Source organism: Mesorhizobium sp. M0587, from assembly GCF_040320945.1.
Classification (GTDB): Bacteria; Pseudomonadota; Alphaproteobacteria; order Rhizobiales; family Rhizobiaceae; genus Mesorhizobium.
This window is the reverse complement of record NZ_JAMYQP010000023.1, coordinates 47,158-68,914: the sequence shown is the minus strand read 5'-3', so window position 1 is coordinate 68,914 and position 21,757 is coordinate 47,158. Positions and strand designations below refer to the sequence as shown.

The following is a 21,757-nucleotide window of genomic DNA, read 5'->3' as shown; positions in this document are numbered from 1 at the left end:
GGTCGCTGGCGCAACTCAACACCATGAGTGAATATCTACCATAGCTGCACTCACCTGTCAAGAAAAAATTCCTATCTTGAAAGGCTGCCGGCACAGCGGGACTGTCCGTCGTCGGGTCTTGTCGACCGAGTTCGGAGCCCTGGTATGCATGCGAGGCCGGTTTCCTTTTTCAGGGGATCGACTATCCTGCCGGGGTCCGCGAGGCATACCGATCGGCGAGCGGCCCCGCGACTGAGGGAGCACATGAGCAGGAACGCGACATCGTCCGTCTCGCCGCCATCGGTCAAAACTTCCAATCTTTTGTCTTCTCCAACCGGCGTAGCGCTTTTCGCCTGCACGGCAGCCCTGCTTTTGGCCGGCTGCCAGAAACAGGAGGCGGCAGATAAGAAGCTGCCGGTCATGGTGCGTACCGAGACCGTGGCAATGGCCGACTATGCGCCGAGAACGTCGCTGACCGGGGTGATCGCGGCGCGTACGCTGAACAATCTGTCGTTCCGGGTCGGCGGCCGCGTCGCCGAGCGGCTTGTCGATGTCGGCCAACACGTCGATCAAGGTACCGTGCTTGCCCGCATCGACCCGCAGGAGCAGGAGTCCGATTTGCGCTCGGCCCAGGCCGATCTCAACGCCGCGCAGGCGCAGTTGACGCAGGCCGCCGCCGCCTTCGAGCGGCAGAAGACGCTGCTTGCACAAGGTTTCACTACCAGGCGCGACTATGACCTGGCCGACCAGGCGCTGAAGGTGGCGCAAGGCAGCGTCGATGCCGCGCGGAGCGCACTGGCCAACGCCCAGCAAAACCTGTCCTTCACCGAGCTCAAGGCAGGTGCCGGCGGCGTCATCACCGCCCGCCAGGTCGAAACCGGCCAGGTGGTGCAAGCGGCGCAAACCGTCTTCATCGTTGCCGAAGACGGCGACCGCGACGCGGTGTTCAACGTGCAGGAAACGCTGGTCGCCAGGACGCCGGCCTCTCCGGCGGTGACGATCACGCTGTTGTCCGATCCGCAGGTCAGGACGACAGGCAAGGTGCGTGAAATCTCGCCGGCGGTTGACCCGGCTTCGGGCTCGGTCCGCGTGAAGGTAGGCATTCCCGACACGCCCACCGGCATGCCGTTGGGGGCGGCCGTCATTGGTTCGGTCAGCGCCAAACCGGCCAAGGCGATCCTGCTGCCCTGGGAGGCGCTGACGTCCAGCGCCGGCAAGCCGGCGGTCTGGGTCGTCGACCCCTCGACCAAGGCGGTGACGACGGTGCCGGTCGACGTGCTGGCTTTCAATTCGGGCACGGTCGTGATCGCCAAGGGGCTGGACGAAGGGCAAAGCGTCGTTACATCGGGTGGTCAGCTTCTCAGTCCCGGACAGACGGTCGAGATATCGGGAGCGGGCCAATGAGCCGGCTGCCGCACGTGCTGCTTGGGCTGTTTGCACTTGGCACGCTCGCTGCCTGCTCGAAGTCGGATGAAAAGCCCCCGGAGATCATCCGGCCGGTTTTGTCGGTCATGATCGAACCGCGCACCACGCAGACCTTCGGCTTCGCCGGCTCGGTCGAGCCGCAGTTCAGCGCCGATCTTGCCTTTCGCCTGCTCGGCCGGGTCGTCTCGCGCGACGTCAAGGTCGGCGACATCGTCGGCAAGGGCACGACGATCGCCACGCTCGACCCGACCGCGCTGGAGCTCGCCGTCCAGGCGGCCAAGGCTGAACTCTCCAACGCGGAGGCGCAGTTCGCCAACGCCGCCGCCAGCGAGGAACGCCAGCGCCAGCTGCTCGCCGCCGCCAACACCTCGCAGGCCGTGTTCGATGCCGCGCAGCAGGCAAGAAAGGCGGCTGAAGCCAACGTCGAACGGGCCAGAGCCTCGCTTGCCAAGTCGCAGGAGCAGCTCGGCTATGCCAGGCTGTTCTCCGATTTCGACGGCGTCGTCACCGCCGTTGGGGCCGAGGTCGGACAGACGGTGTCGCCCGGCCAGACGGTCGTTACCGTGGCACGCTCGGACCTGCGCGAAGCCGTGGTCGATATTCCCGACCAACTGACCGGCGATCTCGCGGCCGGCACGCCGTTCCAGGTCATCCTGCAATCGCTGCCGACGATCCAGACCGAGGCCAAGCTGCGCGAGATCGCGCCGCAGGCCGAGGGCTCGACCCGCACCCGCCGCGTCCGGCTGGCGCTGACCGATCCGCCGCAGGCATTCCGGCTCGGTTCGACGGTAACGGCGACCCGCATGACCAAGGTGGCGCCGACGATCGAACTGCCGCTGTCGGCGCTGCTCCAAAAGAATGGTTCCGATAGAGTGTGGATCGTCGATCCGCGGACATCGAGCGTGAGCACGCGCGAAATCAGGATTGCCTCGAAGAGCGGCGGAACCTTCACGGTCACGGAGGGCCTGGAGGCCGGCATGCGCGTCGTCACCGCCGGCGTACATAGCCTGACGGAAGGTCAGAAGGTCAAGCTGCCCGCGGGAGGGGCCTCATGAAGGGCTTCAACCTCTCCGACTGGGCGCTCGGCCACCGCTCGCTGGTGTGGTACTTCATGCTGGTCTTTGTCGTGGCAGGCATTTTCGCCTATCTCAATCTCGGCCGCGAGGAAGACCCCGCCTTCACCATCAAGACCATGGTGATCCAGGCCAATTGGCCGGGCGCATCGGTCAACGAGACGGTGCGGCAGGTTACCGACCGGATCGAAAAGAAGCTCGAGGAGCTGGACAGCCTCGACTTTACGAAATCCGTCACCACCGCCGGCAAGACCGTCATCTTCGTCAACCTGAAGCCGACCACCAAGGCGCGCGACGTCGTGCCGACCTGGCTGCAGGTGCGAAACATGGTCAACGACACCTGGTCGCAATTTCCGCAAGGCGTGGTCGGCCCGTTCTTCAACGACCGCTTCGGCGACGTCTACGGCAACATTTACGCGTTCACGTCGGACGGGCTGACGCCGCGCCAGCTACGCGACTATGTCGAGGATGTCCGCACCAAGATCCTGACCGTGCCCAATGCCGGCAAGGTCGACCTGGTCGGTGCTCAGGACGAAGCGATCTATCTCGAATTCTCGACCCGCCAGATCGCGGCGCTTGGCCTCAACCAACAGGCGATCGTGGCCAGCCTCCAGGCGCAGAACGCGATCACCCCATCGGGCGTCATCCAGTCCGGACCGGAACGCATCAGCGTGCGCGTCGGCGGTCAGTTCACCTCGCAGGAGAGCCTTCGCGCCATCAACCTGCGCGTCAACGACCGCTTCTTCCGCCTGAGCGACGTGGCGACGATCACGCGGGGCTATGCCGATCCCCCGGACGCGTTGTTCCGATTCAACGGCCAGGACGCCATCGGGCTCGCCATCGGCATGAAGCCCAACGCCAATCTGCTGCAATTCGGCGAGGCGCTGCACGAGGCGATGAACAAGGTGCTGGCCGACCTGCCTGTGGGCGTCGGCGTGCACCTTGTCGCCGATCAGCCCGTCATCGTCGAGGAGGCCGTCTCCGGTTTCACGCGCGCCTTGTTCGAGGCCGTCGCCATCGTGCTCGCGGTGTCGTTCATCAGCCTCGGCATGCGCGCTGGCTTCGTGGTGGCGCTGTCGATCCCGCTGGTGCTGGCCATCACCTTCACCGTCATGGCCTATCTCGGCATTTCCTTGCAGCGCATTTCGCTGGGGGCGCTGATCATCGCGCTCGGCCTGCTGGTCGACGATGCGATGATCGCGGTCGAGATGATGGTGGCGCGGCTTGAACTCGGCGACAATCTGCGCAAGGCGGCGACCTATGTCTACACCTCGACCGCCTTCCCGATGCTGACAGGCACGCTGGTGACGGTCGCAGGCTTCATCCCGATCGGCCTCAACAACAGCGCCGCTGGCGAATACACCTTCACGCTGTTCGTCGTCATCGCCGTGTCGCTTCTTGTGTCATGGATCGTGGCGGTGCTGTTCGCGCCGCTGCTTGGCGTCACCATCCTGCCGGCGACGATGAAGACCAAGCATCACGACCAGCCGGGGCGCTTCACCTCACTGTTCCGGCGCGTGCTTGTCGGCTCGGTGCGCCATCACTGGCTGACCATCCTCGCCACGGCGCTGTTGTTTGCGGCTTCGCTGGCCGGCTTCGGCCTTGTCCAGCAACAGTTTTTCCCGCCGTCAGACCGTCCTGAACTGATCGTAGACTGGAACCTGCCGCAGAATTCGTCGATCGCCGAGACCCGGGACCAGATGGAGAGGTTCGAACAGCGGGCGCTGGCCGGCAACCCCGATATCGACCATTTCAGCTCCTATATCGGCCAGGGCGCGGTGCGCTTCGTGCTGACCTTTGACGTGCAGCCGTCCAATCCCTATTTCGGCCAGACCGTCATCGTCACCAAGAGCATCGAGGCGCGCAACAGGGTGAAGCCGGCGCTGGAGAAGCTGTTGCGCGAGGAGTTCGTCGGCACCGACGCCTTCGTCAAGCCGCTCGAGCTTGGACCGCCGGTCGGCCGTCCGGTGCAGTACCGCGTGGGCGGTCCCGATATCCAGACGGTGCGCGAGCTGGCACAGCAATTCGCCGGAATCATTTCCGCCAATGCCATGCTTGCCGCGCCGACCTTCGACTGGAACGAACCGCAGCGCGTGCTGAGGGTCGATGTGCTGCAAGACAAGGCGCGCCAGCTCGGCATCACCTCTTCCGATATCGCCAGCGCGCTGAACAGCACGGTCGGCGGCGCCACCATCACGCAGGTGCGCGACGCCACCTATCTGATCGATGTCGTGGCGCGCTCCCGCGAGGCTGAACGCGGCTCGATCGAGACGCTGCAGAACATGCAGCTGCCGACCGGAACCGGCGAAGCGATCCCGCTCGCGGCGGTGGCCAACTTCCACTACGACCTCGAACAGCCGACGGTTTGGCGGCGCGACCGCATTCCAACCATCACCGTGGGCGCCGGGCTGGTCGGCGACGTATTGCCGGCCACGGTCGTCAACGAGCTGAAGCCATCGGTCGACGCCTTCATCGCCAAGCTGCCGCCCGGCTATTCGGTCGAGACCGCCGGCTCAGTCGAGGAAAGCGCCAAAAGCCAGGGTCCGATCGCAGCCGTGGTGCCGCTGATGCTGTTCGTGATGGCGACGATCCTGATGGTGCAGTTGCAAAGCTTCCAGCGCCTGTTCCTGGTGGTGGCGGTGGCGCCACTCGGGCTGATCGGCGTGGTGGCTGCCCTGGTGCCGAGCGGCGCGCCGCTTGGTTTCGTCGCCATTCTCGGCGTGCTGGCGCTGATCGGCATCCTGATCCGCAACTCGGTCATCCTGATCGTGCAGATCGAGGATCTCGTCACCGAGGGCAGGGATCGCTGGGCCGCCGTCATCGAAGCAACCGAGCACCGCATGCGGCCGATCGCCCTGACGGCGGCAGCTGCCAGCCTGGCGCTGATCCCGATCGCGCGCGAAGTGTTCTGGGGGCCGATGGCCTACGCCATGATGGGCGGCATCATCGCCGGCACGGCCATCACGCTGCTGTTCCTGCCGGCGCTTTACGTGACGTGGTTCCGGATCAAGGAGCCGAAAAGTGCTGAACCGACAGGTGATGCGATTGCCGAAGGCAACGCGGCCCGAAGTTAGGTTCGCGACAGAACTCGACGTGGGAAATTCAGCTACGTCCTCACAAACCCGTCGCTCGCCCTGAGCAGATTGCGCGTGTAATCCTTGGCAACACGGCGCTCGACAAGGTCGCTCGCCGCCAAATTCTCCACCGCCTCGCCGCTTTGCATCACCATCAGCCGCTCGCACATATGGGTGATGATGGCGAGGTCATGGCTGACCATCAGGAAGGTCAGCTTGCGCCGCCGGCGGACCTCCTCAAGCAGGTTGAGCACCTCGGCCTGCACCGAGGCGTCGAGCGCCGAGGTCGGCTCGTCGAGCAGCAGGACCGACGGTTCGAGGATGAGCGCACGCGCGATCGCCACGCGCTGGCGCTGGCCACCCGACAATTGGTGCGCGTAGCGGAAGCGGAAACCATTGCCGAGACCGACTTCGTCGAGCGCCCGCTGGATGCGCTTTTCACCGTCGGCAAAACCATGGATGGCAAGCGGCTCCTGCAGCAGTCGATCGACGGTCTGGCGCGGATGCAGCGAGCCGTACGGATCCTGGAAGACCATCTGCACTTCGCGGTAGAACGCCTTGTCGCGGCGTGCGCCAAGCGCCTTGCCGTTGACGGTGATGCTGCCCGAGGCGACCGGCGCAAGGCCGGCGATCGCGCGCAGCAGCGTCGATTTGCCGGAGCCGCTCTCGCCGACAAGGCCGAAGGATTCGCCAGGCTGCACGTCCAGGCTGACGCCCTTCAGCGCGCGAAAGCGGTCGAAGATCACCTCCAGCCGGTCGACGGCAATCGCGGAAGTCATACTGCCCACTCCGGCTTGCGGTCGAGCACCGGCAGGGGGTGCCGGTCGGCGCCGATCTTGGGCATGCAGTTGAGCAGGCCGCGCGTGTAGGGATGCTGGGCCCGGCCGAGTTCGGAGGCCTTGAGCTGCTCGACCACCTTGCCGGCATACATGACGATGACGCGGTCGCAGAAGGACGAGACCAGGCGCAGGTCGTGCGAGATGAAGATCAGCCCCATGCCGCGCTCGCCGACCAGCCTGTCGAGAATGCCGAGCACGTCGAGCTGCACGGTGACGTCGAGCGCCGAGGTCGGCTCGTCGGCGATCATCATTTCCGGTCCGGCGATGAGCATCATGGCGATCATGGCGCGCTGGCCCATGCCGCCCGACACCTCGTGCGGATGCAGGTCGAAGACGCGCCGGGGATCGCGGATCTGCACCGCCTCCAGCATGGCCAGCGCGCGATCGCGGGCCTCGGCCTTGGAGACCTTCTCATGCGTGCGCAGCGTTTCGACGATCTGCCGGCCGATGCTCATCACCGGGTCGAGCGAGTATTTCGGATCCTGCAGGATCATCGCTATGCGGTTCCCCCGCAACGCCCGGCGTTGGCGTGGCGAGATGCTGAGCAGGTCGAGGCCGTCGAAGGCCAATTTGTTCGCCGATATCCGCGCCTGCGGCGGCGTCAGCCCCATGATGGCGCGGCCGGTCTGCGATTTGCCGGATCCGGATTCGCCGACGATACCCAGTCGTTCGCGGCCAAGCGAGAACGAGACGCCGCGCACTGCCTGGACCAGGCCGGTGCGGGTCGGAAAATCGACGCGCAGGTCGTCGACCTCGAGAAGCGTGCTCATTGATCACCGCTCCTCGGATCGAGCGCGTCGCGCAGGCCGTCGCCAAGCAGGTTGAAACCGAGGCTGACGATCAGGATGGCGAAGCCCGGCGCGCCGGCCACCCACCATTGGTCGAGCACGAAGCGGCGGCCCGAGGCGATCATGGTGCCCCATTCGGGCAGCGGCGGTTGCGCGCCGAGGCCAAGAAAGCCGAGACCGGCGGCGGTCAGGATGATGCCGGCCATGTCGAGCGTCACCCTTACGATCAGCGAGGATATGCACAATGGCATGATGTGGCGCAGCACGATGCGGAAAGGCGAAGCGCCCATCAGCTGCACCGCCTTGATGTAATCGGAATTGCGCACGGTCAGCGTTTCGGCGCGCGCAATTCGGGCATAGGGCGGCCAGGAGGTGATGGCGATGGCCAGCACCGCGTTCTCGATGCCGGGACCGAGAGCGGCGACAAAGGCCAGCGCCAGGATCAGCTTGGGGAAGGCGAGAAAGATGTCGGTGATGCGCATCAGGATGGCGTCGGTCCAGCCACCGGCATAGCCGGCGACGGTGCCGACCAGGAGACCGATGGGTGCTGCGATGATGGCAACCAGAATGACCACGTAAAGGGTCCAGCGTGAGCCGTAGAGGATGCGCGACAGGATATCGCGGCCGAGATCGTCGGCGCCGAACCAGTGCTCGGCGCTTGGCGCCAGCAGCCGCGCGTTCTTCAGGTCGCCGATGGTCGGTGAATAGGGTGCCAGCACGCCGGCAAGGGCAGCGATCACCAGCAGCGCGATGATGATCAGCAGGCCGACAAAAGCCAGCCTGTTGGCCGAAAAGCGCCGCCAGGCGATATAGGCGCGGCCGAGCCTGGCTTGCATACGCGATGCCGGCCGCTCCGACAGCAACCATTCGCGACGGGAGAGGGGGCCGGCGTCGGAGGCGGTCATGTCGATGCCTCTTGAAGCCGTCGACCCCCACTCCGGTTTGCTTCGCGGACCACCTCGCCCCCGTTCGTCGCAGGAGAGTGGGGGTGACTGGCCGCAGCCAAGCCCGAAGGTGCGATACCTCTGTTCATCGAACCTTGGTCCTCGGATCGAGCACCCGATACAGCAGGTCTGACATGAGATTGATGGCGATGAACACCGAGCCGATGACGATGGTGCCGCCGAGCACCGCGTTCATGTCGGCGTTCTGCAACGAATTGGTGATGTAGAGGCCGATGCCCGGCCAGGAAAAGACGGTCTCGGTCAGCACCGAACCCTCGAGCAGCCCGGCATAGGAGAGCGCGATCACCGTCACCATCGGCACGGCCGCGTTGCGCAGCGCGTGGGCCCAGATGATGCGGCGCTCCGACAGACCCTTGGCGCGCGCGGCGACGATATATTCCTGGGCCAGTTCGTTGAGCATGAACGAGCGCGTCATGCGGCTGATATAGGCGAGCGAGAAATAGCCGAGCAGCGAGGCCGGCAGGATGATGTGACGGAAGGCGTCGTAAAAGACATCCCATTGCCCCTGCATGGCAGCGTCGAGAAGATAGAAGCCGGTGATCGGCGTGAAAGTGTATTCGTAGACGACGTCCAGCCGAGCCGGGAACGCCACCCATTGCAGCTTGGCATAGAACAGGACCAGCCCAAGCAGGCCGAGCCAGAAGATCGGCACGGAATAGCCGATCAGGCCGATGACGCGCACGATCTGGTCGATGATGCTGCCGCGCCGGACCGCGGCCAGCACACCAAGCGGAACGCCAAACAGCGCACCGATCAGTGTCCCCAGCGTCGCCAGTTCCGTCGTTGCCGGGAGGGCGCGGCGGATGTCGGTCATGACGGGATTGGTGGTCAGCACGGAAATGCCGAAATCGCCGCTCAGCGCATGCTTCAGATAGATATAGAACTGCTCGATCAGCGGCAGGTCGAGACCCATTTCGCGGCGCGTTCGTTCGACGACATTGGCGGGCGCCCGGTCGCCGAGCACGGCCAGGACCGGGTCGATCGGGATGACGCGGCCGATGAAGAAAGTAACCGCGAGAAGACCAAGATAGGTCGTCACCGCGATGACCAGGAAACGGCCGATCGACGAGAAAATGGCAACGGCGCGGGCGCTGCCGCGCCCGGCCATCATTTGGCTTTCAACCGCGCTCATGCGGCGTGTCCGCGGGCACTATTCCTTGGAAACCGGCCCGACGAAGTTGGTATCGAAGCTCGGGCCGAGCGCGAAGCCCTTGAGGTTCTTGCGCAGGCCGGCCACTTCGAGCTGCTGGTGGATGACGACGAACGGGCTGGTGTCGAGAATCTTCTTCTCGAGGTCCTGATAGGTCGCGGCGCGCTTGGCCGCGTCCTTTTCGAGCAGAGCCGCTTCCGTCTGCTTGGTCAGATCCGGAATGTCCCAGGCATTGCGCCAGGCCAGCGTCTTGGTCTTGCCGTCGTCCGAATTGTCCGGGTTGGAGGCAAAGGTCTGCGCATTGGAGTTGGGATCGAAATAGTCCTGGCCCCATTGGCCGATATAGATGTCGTGATTGCGCGCGCGGTATTTGGTCAGCGTCTGCTTGCCGTCGCCCGGAATGATCTCCAGCTTGATGCCGGCCTGTCCCAGCGTCTGCTGGATCGATTCCGCCATGCCGGTGGTCGGCTGGCCGGTGCGGACGTCCATGGTTACGCTGAAGCCGTCGGCCAAGCCGGCCTTGGCCAGCAGTTCCTTGGCCTTGGCGACGTCGAGCTTGAACGGATTCTCGTCCAGCTCGCCGAGCACGCCCTTGGGCAGGAAGGTCTGGTGGATCTCGCCGATGCCCTTGAGAATGGTCGAGCTCAGCGCGTCGTAGTCGACCAGATACTTGAACGCCTGGCGCACCTCGGGCTTGGCGAGATTCGGGTTCTTCTGGTTGAGGCTGATGTAGTAGACCGTGCCCTTGGGGGCGCTGGTGGACGTCAGATCGGCATTCTTGGCGATGGCGTCGAGGTCGTTCGGCTCGAGGTTGCGGGCAACGTCGATGTCGCCGGCCTCGAGCGCCAGGCGCTGGGCCGAGCTTTCCTTCATGTTGCGGTAGATGACCCGGGCAAGCTTGGCTTTCTCGCCATTGTAGTTGTCGTTGCGCTCGAGCACGACGGCCTCATTGGCGCGCCACTCACGCAGCTTGAAGGCGCCTGAACCGGCGTAACCGGTCTTCAGCCAGGCATTGCCGAAGTCGTTGTCCCATTTGTAGTCGGCGCTCGGCGTTACCGGGGCGACATGTTCCTTGACCAGCTTGGCGTCCACCACCGAAGCGACCGTGGCCGACAGGCAATTCAGCACGAAGCTCGGCGCGTAGGCCTTGTCGACGGTGAACTGGAAGGTGGTGTCGTCGACGGCCTTGGCCTTCTCGGCGGCATTGTCCCCGGTGAGGCCGAACTGATTGATGATGAAAGCCGGCGGCTTGTCGAGCTTGACGGCGCGCTCGAATGAATAGGCGACGTCGGACGCGGTAATCGGGTTGCCGGAGGCGAATTTCAGGCCCGGCTTGAGCTTGAACGTGTAGGTGAGGCCGTCGTCCGAGATCGTCCAGCTTTCGGCGAGATCGGGCTTGACCTTGGACGTGTCGCTGAGGTCGAGACGGACCAGCAGGTCATAGGTGTTGCCGGTGACCTCGGCGGTCGACAATTCGAACGCCTCGCCCGGGTCCATGGAGATGATGTCGTCGATCGCGAAGCCTTCGACCAGCGTGTCCGCCGGCGTGACCGCGAAAGCCGGTGCGATGCCGATGAGCAGCGCGGAGACCGCCGCCCCCGCAAGCAAGCTACGAGAGCGAAGAGCAAGTTTTTCCATCATCATCGTGATCGTTCCCTGTTTTGTTGGTTACCTGAGTTCCCGGCTCAGGGTGGAGCATTCTTTGGGGTCAGCAACATGGACCCGCAACTGCTTACCGTCGTGGTTTTTGTCCAGTTGGTCAACACCCTATCCGGCAGCCTGCCAACCGGCAACGAGCATTTGCACGGCAGCGTATTGGGCCAGAATGAGCCGTGATGCTCGATGCATACGCCGGCTAATTGAATCGCCAGCTACTTGAGCGCGGCGACCAGACCCGCATCGGGGAAGCAGGTAGCGGCCTCGCCATTCTTGGCCTGCCATTTGCCGATCGAGCGGCGCGTCTTGAAGCCGGGCAGGCCATCGGCGCTGCCGACATCGTAGCCCTCGGCCTCAAGGGCCCGCTGCAGGGCGGCTATATCGGAGCGGTGGAGCCCGCCGACCGCGCCCCAACTGCCGGCAAAATTCGAGTCGCCGTGGGCGATGCGATCGGCGCCGTGGCCGATGAACAGCGCGTAAAGGTCGCTGGTGTTGTATTGCTTCAGCACGTAGAAATTGGGCGTGGCGATGAAGGCCGGGCCGCTGCGCCCGGCAGGCATCAGCAGAAACCCTTCGGCTTTCAACTCGCTCGCCGGAAACGCCTTTCCGCCGACGCGCCTGATGCCCATATCGGCCCATTGCGAAATTGACTTGCCCTGGTCCGGGCCTTCAAGCGAACAGGAGACGCTCGCAGGCACGGTGACCTCGAAACCCCAGCCCCGTCCCTTCACCCAGCCATAGTGGACGAGGTAATTGGCGATCGAGGCCAGAACGTCCGGCGTCGAGTTCCAGATGTCGACGCGGCCGTCGCCATCAAAATCCACCGCATGTTTCAGGAACGAGGTCGGCATGAACTGCGGCTGGCCGAGCGCGCCGGCCCAGGACGATTTCATGGCATTGACCGGAGCCAGTCCGCGCTCGGCGATCTCGAGCGCCGCCAGAAGCTCGGTGCGGAAGAAATCCTTCCTGGTCGACATGAATGCCTTGGTGCCGAGCACCTCGAAGGCATCGTAAGGCATCTTCGCCGCGCCGAAGCCGGTCTCGCGGCCCCAGATCGCCAACAGGATCTCGCCCGGCACGCCATAACGCTTTTCTATCGCGGCAATGGTCCTGGCATTGACGGCTTCGCGCGTCCGCCCGCCCGATGTCACCGCACGAATCGTCTTCTCGGCGAAATAGGCGCCGGGCGAGCCGAATTCGGCCTGGTGCTGCTTCTGCGGCGTCGTCGCTTTCTCGCCGGGCATGAGCAGGTCGGGCAGCTTCAAATTGGGGTTGATGCCGTCGAAGGCGGCGGCGAAGGTGTTTTTGGAGATGCCTTTGGCCTTGGCGTCGGGCCAGAGATCGGTTTGGAGCCAGGTGCGGAACTGGTCGTCGATCTTGGCGGCTGAGGCGGGGGTGATGAGGAGGAGAGCGAGAAGTGCCGCCAGGAAGACGACGATGCTCAATCCGAAAGGTTTGCGTTCCTTTGCGCCCCCCTCTGTCCTGCCGGACATCTCCCCCACGAGGGGGGAGATTGAATGTCGCATCGGCCTTCGCCAATCGCCAGCGTCGAAAAGAAAATGCCATCCGCGAAGCTGCCAATCTCCCCCCTCGTGGGGGAGATGTCCGGCAGGACAGAGGGGGGCGCGAAGGAACACAGTCATCTCAGGACCATCTCCCTCCCCCCAACCCCGTCAAAACACCGTCCGCGAGCGCAGTGCCGCGGCCAGCGTGCCTTCGTCGAGATAGTCGAGCTCGCCGCCGACCGGCACGCCATGCGCCAGCCGTGTTATCTTCACCTCGAAACCGGACAGTTGATCGGTGAGGTAATGCGCGGTCGTCTGGCCCTCGACCGTGGCGTTGACGGCAAGGATGATCTCCTTGACCTCGCCGCCGGCGACGCGGTCGACCAGTGAGCGGATGTTGAGCTGGTCGGGACCGATGCCGTCGAGCGGCGACAGCGTGCCGCCGAGCACGTGGTAGCGGACATTCATCGCCGCTGCCCGCTCCAGCGCCCAGAGATCGGACACGTCCTCGACGACGATCAGCGTGGCGGCGTCGCGGCGCGGGTCGGTACAGATCATGCAGGGGTCGGACGTATCGACATTGCCGCAGGTGGAGCAGATACGCACCTTGTCGGCGGCCTCGCCCATGGCGACGGCGAGCGGCGACAGCAACTGCTCCTTCTTTTTGATCAGATGAAGTGCGGCGCGCCTGGCGGAGCGGGGCCCAAGCCCCGGCACCTTGGCCAGGAGCTGGATCAGGCGTTCGATCTCGGGACCGGCGATTCGCTTGGACATCGCTCTGATCTAGGATTTTTCAGAGCGCTTTGGAACATGCCCCGTCCGCACGACCCGTCATATCGGGCCGGCGGAGCATTGGGCGGACCATTAGAGTGCGGAGATCAGTTGGTTTCCAGCGGCCGGCCCTGGCTGACGATCATCGCGCCGATGGCGTCGGTGTTCTCAGGCGTCGACTGGAAACTCATTGACGCCTCTTGCGGCGCGTCTTGGACAGAACTGATGACCCGGCTGTTCAAGATTCCGCCAAAACGGGCGGCATCCGGTTCCTCCATAGGCTCCTGCATCGCGACCATTGTCGGTTTCACCGAGACACGCCCGGACTTCGCCGTCGGCGCCACGGCGGCTGTCACATAGGTCAGTTGGGTAGGGACGATCTTGGATGAGCGCACCGGTTCCGCCGCGGCAGTCACATAGGCCTGTTGTTGTGCCGGAGCAGTGCGGACAAGCTTATTGTCCGAACGCGCCGGCTCCGCCGAAGCAACCATCGTTACTGAAGTGGCCGGCTTCACCGTTTCGGGCGTCGCCGAAGCAATAGCGACCGTCGGCTCATCCGGCAGCGGCTGCCAGTTGCGGCCGCGCTTCTCGTAGAAGGCATTGCCGCCGGCAACCATGGTGTAGTGCATGTTGTTGTAAGGGAAGCGCAGCCCGGCGGTGTGGAAATACATCGTGTTCTTGAGCTTGGCCTTGCGCTCGCCCTTGAGCACGGCGTCGGCGGCTTCCTCGACATCGGGCATCGCCCGCGAATTCATCGGCCTGGTCATGACGCCCGGCGCGAACTGCCCGCGCTCACCCACCACTTCGCAAATGGTGCTGCCGTGATTTCCGGAGCGCAGCCGGTTCATCACCACCGTGCCGACGGCGATCATGCCGTCGCGGCTCGACCGGTTGGACTCGAAGAACATCGCCCTTTCCAGGCACTCCTTGTCCTTCGGCGTGTGGCTGTAAGCTCGCGAGCTGAGGAAACTGGGCGTGATGGCGTCAGTCAGACTGGCGACGGACATGCCGTGCGAAGTGGTCTGACTGCAAGCGGCCAAAAACAAGGGAGACGTAACGACGCCGAGCAACAGCGGCGTCTTCCATCGCGTGGCAATCAACAGGTAACCCTCTCACTTCCAGTGCCCGCCCCCAGGCTGCGGCAAGAATGAGACACTTTCAGGCGAAATGATGGCTAAAACGTTATTAATGGCCCACTGTTGCCGATTTGGCACAGATAGATGGCGTTTTCCGGTTACCGCAAAGCCGCAATCGTGGCCGGCTGACCAGGCTCGACCTCTTCGATCTTCTCCGAAAACAGGCCGCGACCAAGAAACAGCGCCCGCGCCTCCCGGGCCACCGGCGCAATCTTTGCCGGCCAGTCGCTGTCGATGAACTCGGCCCTGGTGAAATCGGGATTTGTTTCGCTGGCCGCCTCCAGCAATTCAGCGATCTCGAGCACGATCGCTCGTTCGCGCCTCGAAAGCGCCGACGTGCCGGCCTCGATGGAGGAGCGATGCACGAAGTCCTCGAACAGATAGAAGTAGCCCTTGATGCCGACGAGATCGACGCCGGCGTCGCAATCGGCGAGGATCTCCAGAATCTCGTAGATCCTGTTGCGGATGCGTTGCTCGATCAGTCTTTCGGACGGCTCCTCGGGCATGGACGCACCGAACGCTAGAAGGGCAATTTCATTCCCGGCGGGATCGGCAGCCCGGCGGTCAGCGCCTTGGTCTTTTCCTGCATGATCTGCTCTACCTTGACCTTGGCGTCATTGTGCGCTGCCAGAAGCAGGTCCTCGAGGACCTCGACATCGTCCTCCTTGAACAGCGACGGGTCGATCTTCAGCGACTTCATCTCGAATTTTCCGGTCAGCGTGACGCTGACAAGGCCGCCGCCGGCCTGGCCGGACGCTTCCAGCGTCGCGATCTCGTCCTGCATGGCCTGGAACTTGGCCTGCATTTCCTTCGCCTTGCCCATCAGGCCGAGAAGATCTTTCATGGTCGGGGTCCTTTGCGGGTTCGTGGCTGGATCAGGTCTCGTCGTCGTCCGCCGGCGGCTCGACCGGCACTTCGGCTTCGTCGGCGTCGGCTTCCGGGGCATCGGGTATGCGAACGTCGATGATCTTGGCGCCGGGAAAGCGGGCCAGGATAGCGGCCACGGTCGGATCGCTTTTGGCATCGAGAAAAGCGTTCTCGCGCTTGGTCGATTCCATCTCGGCCAGCGTTTGGCCGCCCTCCTCCTTCGACAGCGACACCAGCCAGCTGCGCCCGGTCCAGGCGCGCAGTTTCGTCGTCAGATCGTTGAGCAGCAGCTTGGGCGCATCCTCCGTCAGGCTGACGTCGATACGGCCGGGCTCGATGCGCACGAGACGGATGCAGCGCTTGACCAGCACCTTGAAGGCGATGTCGCGCTGGGCGTCGGCAAGGGCAATGATGTCGGCCAGCGATTTCAACGGCACCGGCTGCGCCTCCGGCACCGGTTGCGGGGGAGCAACGAAGGCGACGGGAGCAGGCGTGGCTTCGACCAGCCGCATCGTCTGCGCACCGCCCGATCCGCCGGGCATGCGCGTCTGCGTCACGGCGCTGGCGCCACCGCCATTGCCGGGAGCCGCGGGAGCCCCGTTCGGGCGCGAAGCGCCGTTTTGAACAGGTGCTGTGCCTTCCAATGATCGCAGCGCCTCGTCCAGCGTCGGCAGGTTGGCGGCGTGCGCCAGCCGGATCAGCACCATCTCGGCGGCGCTGACCGGCCGATTGGAGGACTGCACCTCGGGAATGCCCTTGAGCAGCATCTGCCACGTCCGCGACAGCACCCGGACCGACAGCGCCCTGGCGAAATCCGCGCCGCGCTGGCGCTCGTCCTGCGACAGCGCCGCGTCGTCGACGGCGGTCGGCACGAAACGCAACCGGGTAACGAGGTGGTTGAACTCGGCAAGGTCGGTCAGCACGGCGGCCGGGTCGGCGCCGGTGTCGTATTGCGCGCGGAATTCGGCCAGGGCCGCCGCCACGTCGCCCTTCATGACGTGTTCGAATAGGTCGACGATGCGGGCGCGGTCGGCCAGGCCCAGCATCGCCCGGACCGCGTCGGCGCTGACGGAGCCGGCGCCATGCGCGATCGCCTGATCGAGGATGGAGAGCGAATCACGGGCCGAGCCCTCGGCTGCGCGCGCAATCATCGCCAGCGCGTCGTCGTCGACCGAAATGCCTTCCTTGGCCGAGATCGAGGAGAGATGCGCGACCAGTGCGCCGGCGTCGATGCGCCGCAGGTCGAAGCGCTGGCAGCGCGACAGGACGGTGATCGGAACCTTGCGGATTTCGGTGGTGGCGAAGATGAATTTCACATGCGGAGGTGGTTCCTCCAGCGTCTTCAGCAGGCCGTTGAAGGCCTGCGTCGACAGCATGTGCACTTCGTCGATGATATAGACCTTGTAGCGGGCCGAGACCGGCGCGTAACGCACGCGCTCGATGATGTCCCTGATGTCGTCGATGCCGGTGTGGGAGGCGGCGTCCATCTCGATGACGTCGACATGGCGGCCTTCCATGATCGCCTGGCAATGCTCGCCAAGCACGGCAAGGTCGACCGAAGGCTGGTCCGATGTGGCGGTCTTGTAGTTCAGCGCCCGCGCCAGGATGCGCGCGGTCGTGGTCTTGCCGACGCCGCGCACGCCTGTAAGCATCCAGGCCTGGGCGATGCGGCCGGTGGCGAAGGCATTGGTGAGCGTACGCACCATCGGCTCCTGGCCGACCAGCTCGGAGAAGTTCGAAGGACGGTATTTGCGCGCCAGCACGCGATAGGCGCCGGCCTTGCCATTCTCCAGGCTATTCGGCCCCGAATTTCCGGCTTCGCTCATTCGCCCGTAAAGCTCCAAAAGGCCGCGTTCGAAAGCGGCCGATTCCTGCGCATAGTCTCGCCCGCGCTGCGATGCGTCGTCAATGTCGCGAGAGGGTCCGATGAGGTGGGAGGCTGGAACAATGACCCGTTCCGGGCTCGTTAGGGCTGCTTCCTTCCGGACCTGACCCGGTTGGCGAGTGGATCGTCCACCACCAACCTCCCGCTGTCCATATCGGCAATTCGGAGATGAAATGCAAGAGCACAGGCAAATAGGCACCACGGACCACGAGATTCGCTTGCGGCCCCGGTGCAGCCGCTCTAGCGTTCATGAGTTTGAGAAAAACACGATCAGCAAGGGAAACGCCTATGTTGCCGGGCCTGAAGGCCGGATTCACGCTGGACGCCCGGCTGGAGGCGGACAGCGAGCAGTTGATGTGGCTTGGGCTGTGCGAATTGCGGGTCATGAACGATCGCCGCTGGCCATGGCTGCTTTTGGTGCCGCAGCGGCCGGGCGTGGAGGAAATCCACGACATGACCCCGCTCGACCAGACGATGCTGACCTTCGAGACCAATATGGTGGCGCAGGCGCTGAAGAAGGTGACCGGCTGCACCAAGATCAACACCGGCGCGCTCGGCAACATCGTGCGCCAGCTGCATGTCCACGTCGTCGCCCGTTCGGAACACGACGCCGGCTGGCCCGGCCCGGTGTGGGGACACGGGTTGCGCGAGCCCTATGAGCGTTCCGAATTGCGCCGGTTTGCCCAAACGATAAAGGCGGCGCTATAAGCCTTGCTCCTGTCCATCCCAACACATCATGGTCCACATGAGCTTCCACCTGTTTGACGCGCCCTTGCGCGAGCCGAGCCAGTTCGTCGGCTTTGCCGGCAATACGATCGACCGGCAATCGGAGAACCGCGCCGACGATTCGGTCGACAAGGCGCTCGCCGATCCGACGACGCGGCTGCTCCTGATGAGTAGCGGCCGGCTCTATCTGAAGCTCGGCGATGGCGTCGGTCTCGATCCCTGGTTCGGCATCGCCGAGAGTGAGCCGTTCCTGCCCTTCCTCGCCCGAGGCGTCCTGCTCGGCTTTTCCGAACGAGGACCCGTGCTGGCTGTTCCGGCCGGTCTCGACGCCGAACAACTGCCCGAAACCGTCAAGGCTATCGATTACCGCTCGGTGTACATGCAAGGGCTGATCGACGAGGCGGCGGCCGGCGCGATGGCGCAAGGGGCTGCCCTGCTTGCCTGGCATGCAAGCCATGGTTTCTGCAGCAAATGCGGTACAGAATCGCAGATGCGGGCCGGCGGTTACAAACGCCATTGCTCGAATTGCGCCACAGAACATTTTCCGCGCACCGATCCGGTGGCGATCATGCTGACGGCGACGCGGGAGAAATGCCTGCTCGGGCGCGGCCGGCATTTCGCGCCGGGCATGTATTCGGCCCTTGCTGGCTTCATCGAGCCGGGCGAGACGATCGAGGCCGCGGTGCGCCGCGAAACGCTGGAGGAGGCCGGGATCCGGCTCGGTCGCGTCGTCTACCATGCCAGCCAGCCCTGGCCGTTCCCCTATTCGCTGATGATCGGCTGCTTCGGCGAGCCACTCAACGAGGATATCCAGGCCGACCTCGACGAACTGGAAGACTGCCGCTGGTTTGCCCGCGACGAGGTCAGCCTGATGCTGGCCAGGGAACACCCCGGCAATCTGATCACGCCGCCGAAAGGCGCCATCGCGCATCACCTCATCCGCGCCTGGGTCGACAGCGAATAGCCAACACTGAAAGTCATTGCAGGAGAGACAAATGATCCGTCACACCGTCGTCTTCACGCTGAAACATCCGCCGCACTCGCTGGAGGAAAAGCGATTCCTCGTCGACGCCAAGAAAATCCTCACCGGGATCCGGGGCGTCACGCATTTCGAGCAATTGCGGCAGGTCAGCCCCAAGAACGACTATCAGTTCGGCTTCTCGATGGAGTTCGCCGACCAGGCCGCCTATACCAGGTACAACGACCATCCCGATCACGTCGCTTTCGTGCGCGACCGCTGGGTGCCGGAAGTCGAGACCTTCATGGAGATCGACTATGTGCCGCTTGGCGCGGTGATTTAGAAGCGCACGACATCCAGTCCCGGTCGTGGTCGACAGTTGCCACTCGAGGTCCGAACCTTGCAATTCCTGCTCAAGCGGATTGAATGTAGTTACGCAACTACATTTTTTGCGAGGCTGATATGATCGTCACCACGCTTTCGGGCCGCGAGCTCAATCAGGACCTTGGCCGTGCAAAACGCGCCGCCAAGGAAGGACCCGTGATCATCACCGACAGAGGGCGGCCAGTGCATGTCCTCTTATCGTTCGAGGAGTACAAACGGCTCACCGGCAAAACGCGATCGCTCGGCGACATGCTAGCTGCGCCGGAAGCTGGAGGCCTTGATTTGCCGCTCCCGCCCCGCACAGAACATGCCAAGCCAATAGACTTGTCCTGATGCTGTTGCTCGATACCAATGTCGTGTACGAACTGCGAAAGGTAGCGAGCGGCAGGGCGCATCCCAATGTCGTGCTATGGAACGAGACCGTCGATCCTGCCGAACCTTTATCTCCTCCGTGGTCCTGCACGAACTGGAGATTGGTGTACGACTGGTGGAATGGAATATCATGATGCCATTGCGGGCAAAGTGCTGCGCAATTGGTTGGAAAACGCGGTTCTCACAACATTTTCCGGTCGAATCCTGTCTCTGGACGAGGCGGCGGCCGTTCAGGCGGCCCAATGGCATGTGCCCAATCCCAAACCGATCAATGACGCCTATATCGCAGCCATGGCCTTCACCCGGCGCATGACGCTGGTGACGCGCAACATCGGGGATTTCGAGGGAACTGGAGTGGCACTCGTAAACCCGCGGGACTTCCAGGGATAGGTCCAAGTCATTGCATGTCGTCGTCCCCAAAACCGCTGCGCAGTTTTGGGCGACACACCCTAATCCGCCACCTTCCACTGCTCGCGCGACTCGCTGGCCGGATAGACGCCGAGGATGCGCACCTCGCGCGAGAAGAAGCGCAGTTCGTCCAAGGCCAGCTTTACCAGCGGATCGTCGGGATGGCCCTCGATGTCGGCGTAGAACAGCGTCGCGGTGAAAGCGCCCAGCTGGTAGCTCTCCAGCTTGGTCATGTTGATTCCGTTGGTGGCGAAGCCGCCCATCGCCTTGTAGAGCGCGGCCGGCACGTTGCGGACGCGGAAGATGAAGGTGGTCATCATCTTGACGTCCGGCGACGGGCGCTCGGCCCATTGCTTGTTCTTGGTCAGGACGACGAAGCGGGTGACGTTGGAATCTGTGTCCTCGACATTTTCCTCGATGATATCGAGCCCGTAGAGCGCTGCTGCCAGTCTCGGCGACAGCGCGGCCATGGTACGGTCCTTGACCTCGGAAACCATCTTGGCCGCACCCGCCGTGTCGCCGGCGACGATCGCCTTCCAGCCATTCTTGCGGATGTATTTGCGGCACTGGCCAAGCGCGTGGATGTGGCTGTGCACGGTCTTGATCTCGTCGCGCTTGACGCCGGGCAGCACCATCAGCTGGAAATGGATCGGCAGGAAGTATTCGCCGATGATGTGCAGCTTCGATTCCGGCAGCAGATGATGGATGTCGGCGACGCGCCCGGCAATAGTGTTCTCGATCGGGATCATGGCGAGGTCGGCCTTGCCGGTCTCGACGGCGTTGAACGCATCCTCGAAGGTCGGGCACGGCAACGGCTCCATCGAGGGATAGACGTTGCGGCTGGCAGTGTCGGAATTGGCGCCCGGCTCGCCCTGGAAGGATATTCTGTTGGTCTTTTCAGGCATGCCGATACTCGATCCAAAGGCTCTGTTCGAAGAGATTCAGTTTGAAAGGATGGTTCTGGCGCGTTCCAGGTCTTCCGGCGTATCGACGCCGAGCGGCAGCGACTGGACGATTTCGGCGTCGATGCGCATGCCGGCTTCCAGCGCCCGCAGCTGCTCCAGCCGCTCGCGGCGCTCCAGCGGCGACGGCTTCAGCGCGACGAAGCGTTCCAGCGCGGCGCGACGATAGGCATAGAGGCCGACATGGTGGTAGAGCGGCCCCTCGCCCCACGGCGCGGTGGCGCGGGTGAAATAAAGCGCCCTCAGCCTGGTGTCGGACAGCGGCGAACCGACGATCTTGACGACGTTGGGATTGGTCTTTTCCTCGTCGCGGACGATCTCGACCCCGAGCGTAGCGATATCGACCGCCTCGTCCTCGAACGGCCTGAGCGAGGCGGTAATGATCCCGGGATCGATGGTCGGCAGGTCGCCCTGCACGTTGACGATGGTTTCGACCTTGCGCCGCGGGTCGAGCGCGAGCAGCGCCTCGTGGATGCGGTCGGAACCCGATTCATGGTCCATGCGCGTCATCACGGCTTCGAAACCATGCGCGCGCACCGCTTCCGCCACGCCTTGCGTGTCTGTCGCCACCACCACCCGGCCAAGGCCGGCCTCGGCCGCGCGGCGGGCAACATGCACGATCATCGGCGCGCCCGCGATGTCGGCCAGCGGCTTGCCCGGCAGGCGGGTCGAGGCCATGCGGGCCGGGATCAGGATCAAGGTGGACATCGGTATGGCGAGGCGTCCGAAAAGAGGAGGGGGAAAGTGGCAAAAGGTCTCACTGGAAGCGCCCTTATAGGTGTTGCAACGCCCAAGCAAAAGACCTAGTTTCCGCGCGATTTGACCGGCTCTGGA

20 protein-coding genes, 1 other RNA gene and 1 pseudogene are annotated in these 21,757 nt (G+C 63.9%); 8 read left to right on the top strand and 14 right to left on the bottom strand.

Annotated features, from left to right (window positions below; genetic code table 11):
* Positions 1-243: 243 nt before the first annotated feature.
* The 3 genes from NKI49_RS20555 to NKI49_RS20545 are packed head-to-tail and all read left to right on the top strand — an operon-like array spanning position 244 to position 5,551.
* Entirely contained in the window at positions 244-1,383 is a 1,140-nt protein-coding gene (locus NKI49_RS20555) for an efflux RND transporter periplasmic adaptor subunit (protein WP_352604819.1), read from the top strand.
* Positions 1,380-2,459, top strand: a complete 1,080-nt coding sequence (locus tag NKI49_RS20550) for an efflux RND transporter periplasmic adaptor subunit (RefSeq protein ID WP_352604821.1) — start codon at positions 1,380-1,382, stop codon at positions 2,457-2,459. Before NKI49_RS20555 ends, NKI49_RS20550 begins: the two co-directional genes overlap by 4 nt.
* Positions 2,456-5,551: an efflux RND transporter permease subunit gene (locus NKI49_RS20545; RefSeq protein ID WP_352695741.1), complete on the top strand. Its 3,096-nt coding sequence runs from the start codon at positions 2,456-2,458 to the stop codon at positions 5,549-5,551. The genes NKI49_RS20550 and NKI49_RS20545 overlap by 4 nt, the downstream gene beginning before the upstream one ends.
* A 32-nt stretch (positions 5,552-5,583) precedes the next feature.
* On the opposite strand, the gene NKI49_RS20540 is transcribed toward NKI49_RS20545, so the two are convergent.
* The 12 genes from NKI49_RS20540 to ffs form a co-directional block, all read right to left on the bottom strand.
* On the bottom strand, positions 5,584-6,330 hold the full coding sequence (locus NKI49_RS20540) for an ABC transporter ATP-binding protein (RefSeq protein ID WP_352604825.1): 747 nt from the start codon (positions 6,328-6,330) through the stop codon (positions 5,584-5,586).
* The gene (locus NKI49_RS20535; RefSeq protein WP_352604827.1) at positions 6,327-7,160 is read right to left on the bottom strand and encodes an ABC transporter ATP-binding protein; all 834 of its coding nucleotides are present in this window, start codon (positions 7,158-7,160) and stop codon (positions 6,327-6,329) included. The genes NKI49_RS20540 and NKI49_RS20535 overlap by 4 nt, the downstream gene beginning before the upstream one ends.
* Positions 7,157-8,083, bottom strand: a complete 927-nt coding sequence (gene nikC, locus NKI49_RS20530; RefSeq protein ID WP_352604829.1) for a nickel transporter permease — start codon at positions 8,081-8,083, stop codon at positions 7,157-7,159. Before nikC ends, NKI49_RS20535 begins: the two co-directional genes overlap by 4 nt.
* Positions 8,084-8,207: 124 nt before the next feature.
* A complete protein-coding gene (locus NKI49_RS20525; RefSeq protein WP_352604831.1) occupies positions 8,208-9,275 on the bottom strand; it encodes an ABC transporter permease in 1,068 nt (355 codons plus the stop codon).
* Positions 9,276-9,293: 18 nt separating this feature from the next.
* Positions 9,294-10,937: an ABC transporter substrate-binding protein gene (locus tag NKI49_RS20520; RefSeq protein WP_352604833.1), complete on the bottom strand. Its 1,644-nt coding sequence runs from the start codon at positions 10,935-10,937 to the stop codon at positions 9,294-9,296.
* Positions 10,938-11,164: 227 nt separating this feature from the next.
* Entirely contained in the window at positions 11,165-12,442 is a 1,278-nt protein-coding gene (locus NKI49_RS20515; protein ID WP_352604835.1) for a lytic murein transglycosylase, read from the bottom strand.
* Between the two features lie 180 nt (positions 12,443-12,622).
* Positions 12,623-13,228 (bottom strand): recombination mediator RecR, encoded by a 606-nt coding sequence (gene recR, locus NKI49_RS20510; protein ID WP_352604837.1) that lies wholly within the window; start codon positions 13,226-13,228, stop codon positions 12,623-12,625.
* Between the two features lie 104 nt (positions 13,229-13,332).
* On the bottom strand, positions 13,333-14,325 hold the full coding sequence (locus NKI49_RS20505) for a cell wall hydrolase (RefSeq protein ID WP_352604839.1): 993 nt from the start codon (positions 14,323-14,325) through the stop codon (positions 13,333-13,335).
* A 134-nt stretch (positions 14,326-14,459) separates the two neighbouring features.
* Complete coding sequence (locus NKI49_RS20500) at positions 14,460-14,867, bottom strand: hypothetical protein (protein WP_352604841.1); 408 nt, start codon at positions 14,865-14,867, stop codon at positions 14,460-14,462.
* 14 nt (positions 14,868-14,881) lie between these two features.
* Entirely contained in the window at positions 14,882-15,205 is a 324-nt protein-coding gene (locus NKI49_RS20495) for a YbaB/EbfC family nucleoid-associated protein (RefSeq protein WP_352604843.1), read from the bottom strand.
* Between the two features lie 31 nt (positions 15,206-15,236).
* On the bottom strand, positions 15,237-17,054 hold the full coding sequence (locus NKI49_RS20490) for a DNA polymerase III subunit gamma/tau (protein WP_352604844.1): 1,818 nt from the start codon (positions 17,052-17,054) through the stop codon (positions 15,237-15,239).
* A gap of 105 nt (positions 17,055-17,159) precedes the next feature.
* Positions 17,160-17,256, bottom strand: an RNA gene (gene ffs, locus NKI49_RS20485) — signal recognition particle sRNA small type.
* 145 nt (positions 17,257-17,401) lie between these two features.
* On the opposite strand from ffs, the gene NKI49_RS20480 reads away from it, so the two are divergent.
* The 5 genes and pseudogenes from NKI49_RS20480 to NKI49_RS20460 all read left to right on the top strand — a co-directional run bounded on the left by NKI49_RS20480 (position 17,402) and on the right by NKI49_RS20460 (position 19,943).
* Positions 17,402-17,821, top strand: coding sequence for an HIT domain-containing protein (locus NKI49_RS20480; protein ID WP_027026650.1), 420 nt, complete (start codon positions 17,402-17,404; stop codon positions 17,819-17,821).
* 37 nt (positions 17,822-17,858) lie between these two features.
* A complete protein-coding gene (gene nudC, locus NKI49_RS20475; protein ID WP_352604846.1) occupies positions 17,859-18,803 on the top strand; it encodes an NAD(+) diphosphatase in 945 nt (314 codons plus the stop codon).
* Between the two features lie 31 nt (positions 18,804-18,834).
* Positions 18,835-19,140 (top strand): Dabb family protein, encoded by a 306-nt coding sequence (locus NKI49_RS20470; RefSeq protein ID WP_352604848.1) that lies wholly within the window; start codon positions 18,835-18,837, stop codon positions 19,138-19,140.
* Positions 19,141-19,259: 119 nt separating this feature from the next.
* On the top strand, positions 19,260-19,514 hold the full coding sequence (locus NKI49_RS20465; protein ID WP_352604850.1) for a type II toxin-antitoxin system Phd/YefM family antitoxin: 255 nt from the start codon (positions 19,260-19,262) through the stop codon (positions 19,512-19,514).
* Positions 19,514-19,943, top strand: a pseudogene (locus NKI49_RS20460) (type II toxin-antitoxin system VapC family toxin). The gene NKI49_RS20465 and the pseudogene NKI49_RS20460 overlap by 1 nt, the downstream one beginning before the upstream one ends.
* 59 nt (positions 19,944-20,002) lie before the next feature.
* Here the strand turns inward: NKI49_RS20460 and NKI49_RS20455 are convergent.
* Complete coding sequence (locus NKI49_RS20455) at positions 20,003-20,866, bottom strand: prephenate dehydratase (RefSeq protein ID WP_032919796.1); 864 nt, start codon at positions 20,864-20,866, stop codon at positions 20,003-20,005.
* Positions 20,867-20,902: 36 nt separating this feature from the next.
* A complete protein-coding gene (locus NKI49_RS20450) occupies positions 20,903-21,631 on the bottom strand; it encodes a 3-deoxy-manno-octulosonate cytidylyltransferase (RefSeq protein WP_352604852.1) in 729 nt (242 codons plus the stop codon).
* Between the last annotated feature and the right edge of the window lie 126 nt (positions 21,632-21,757).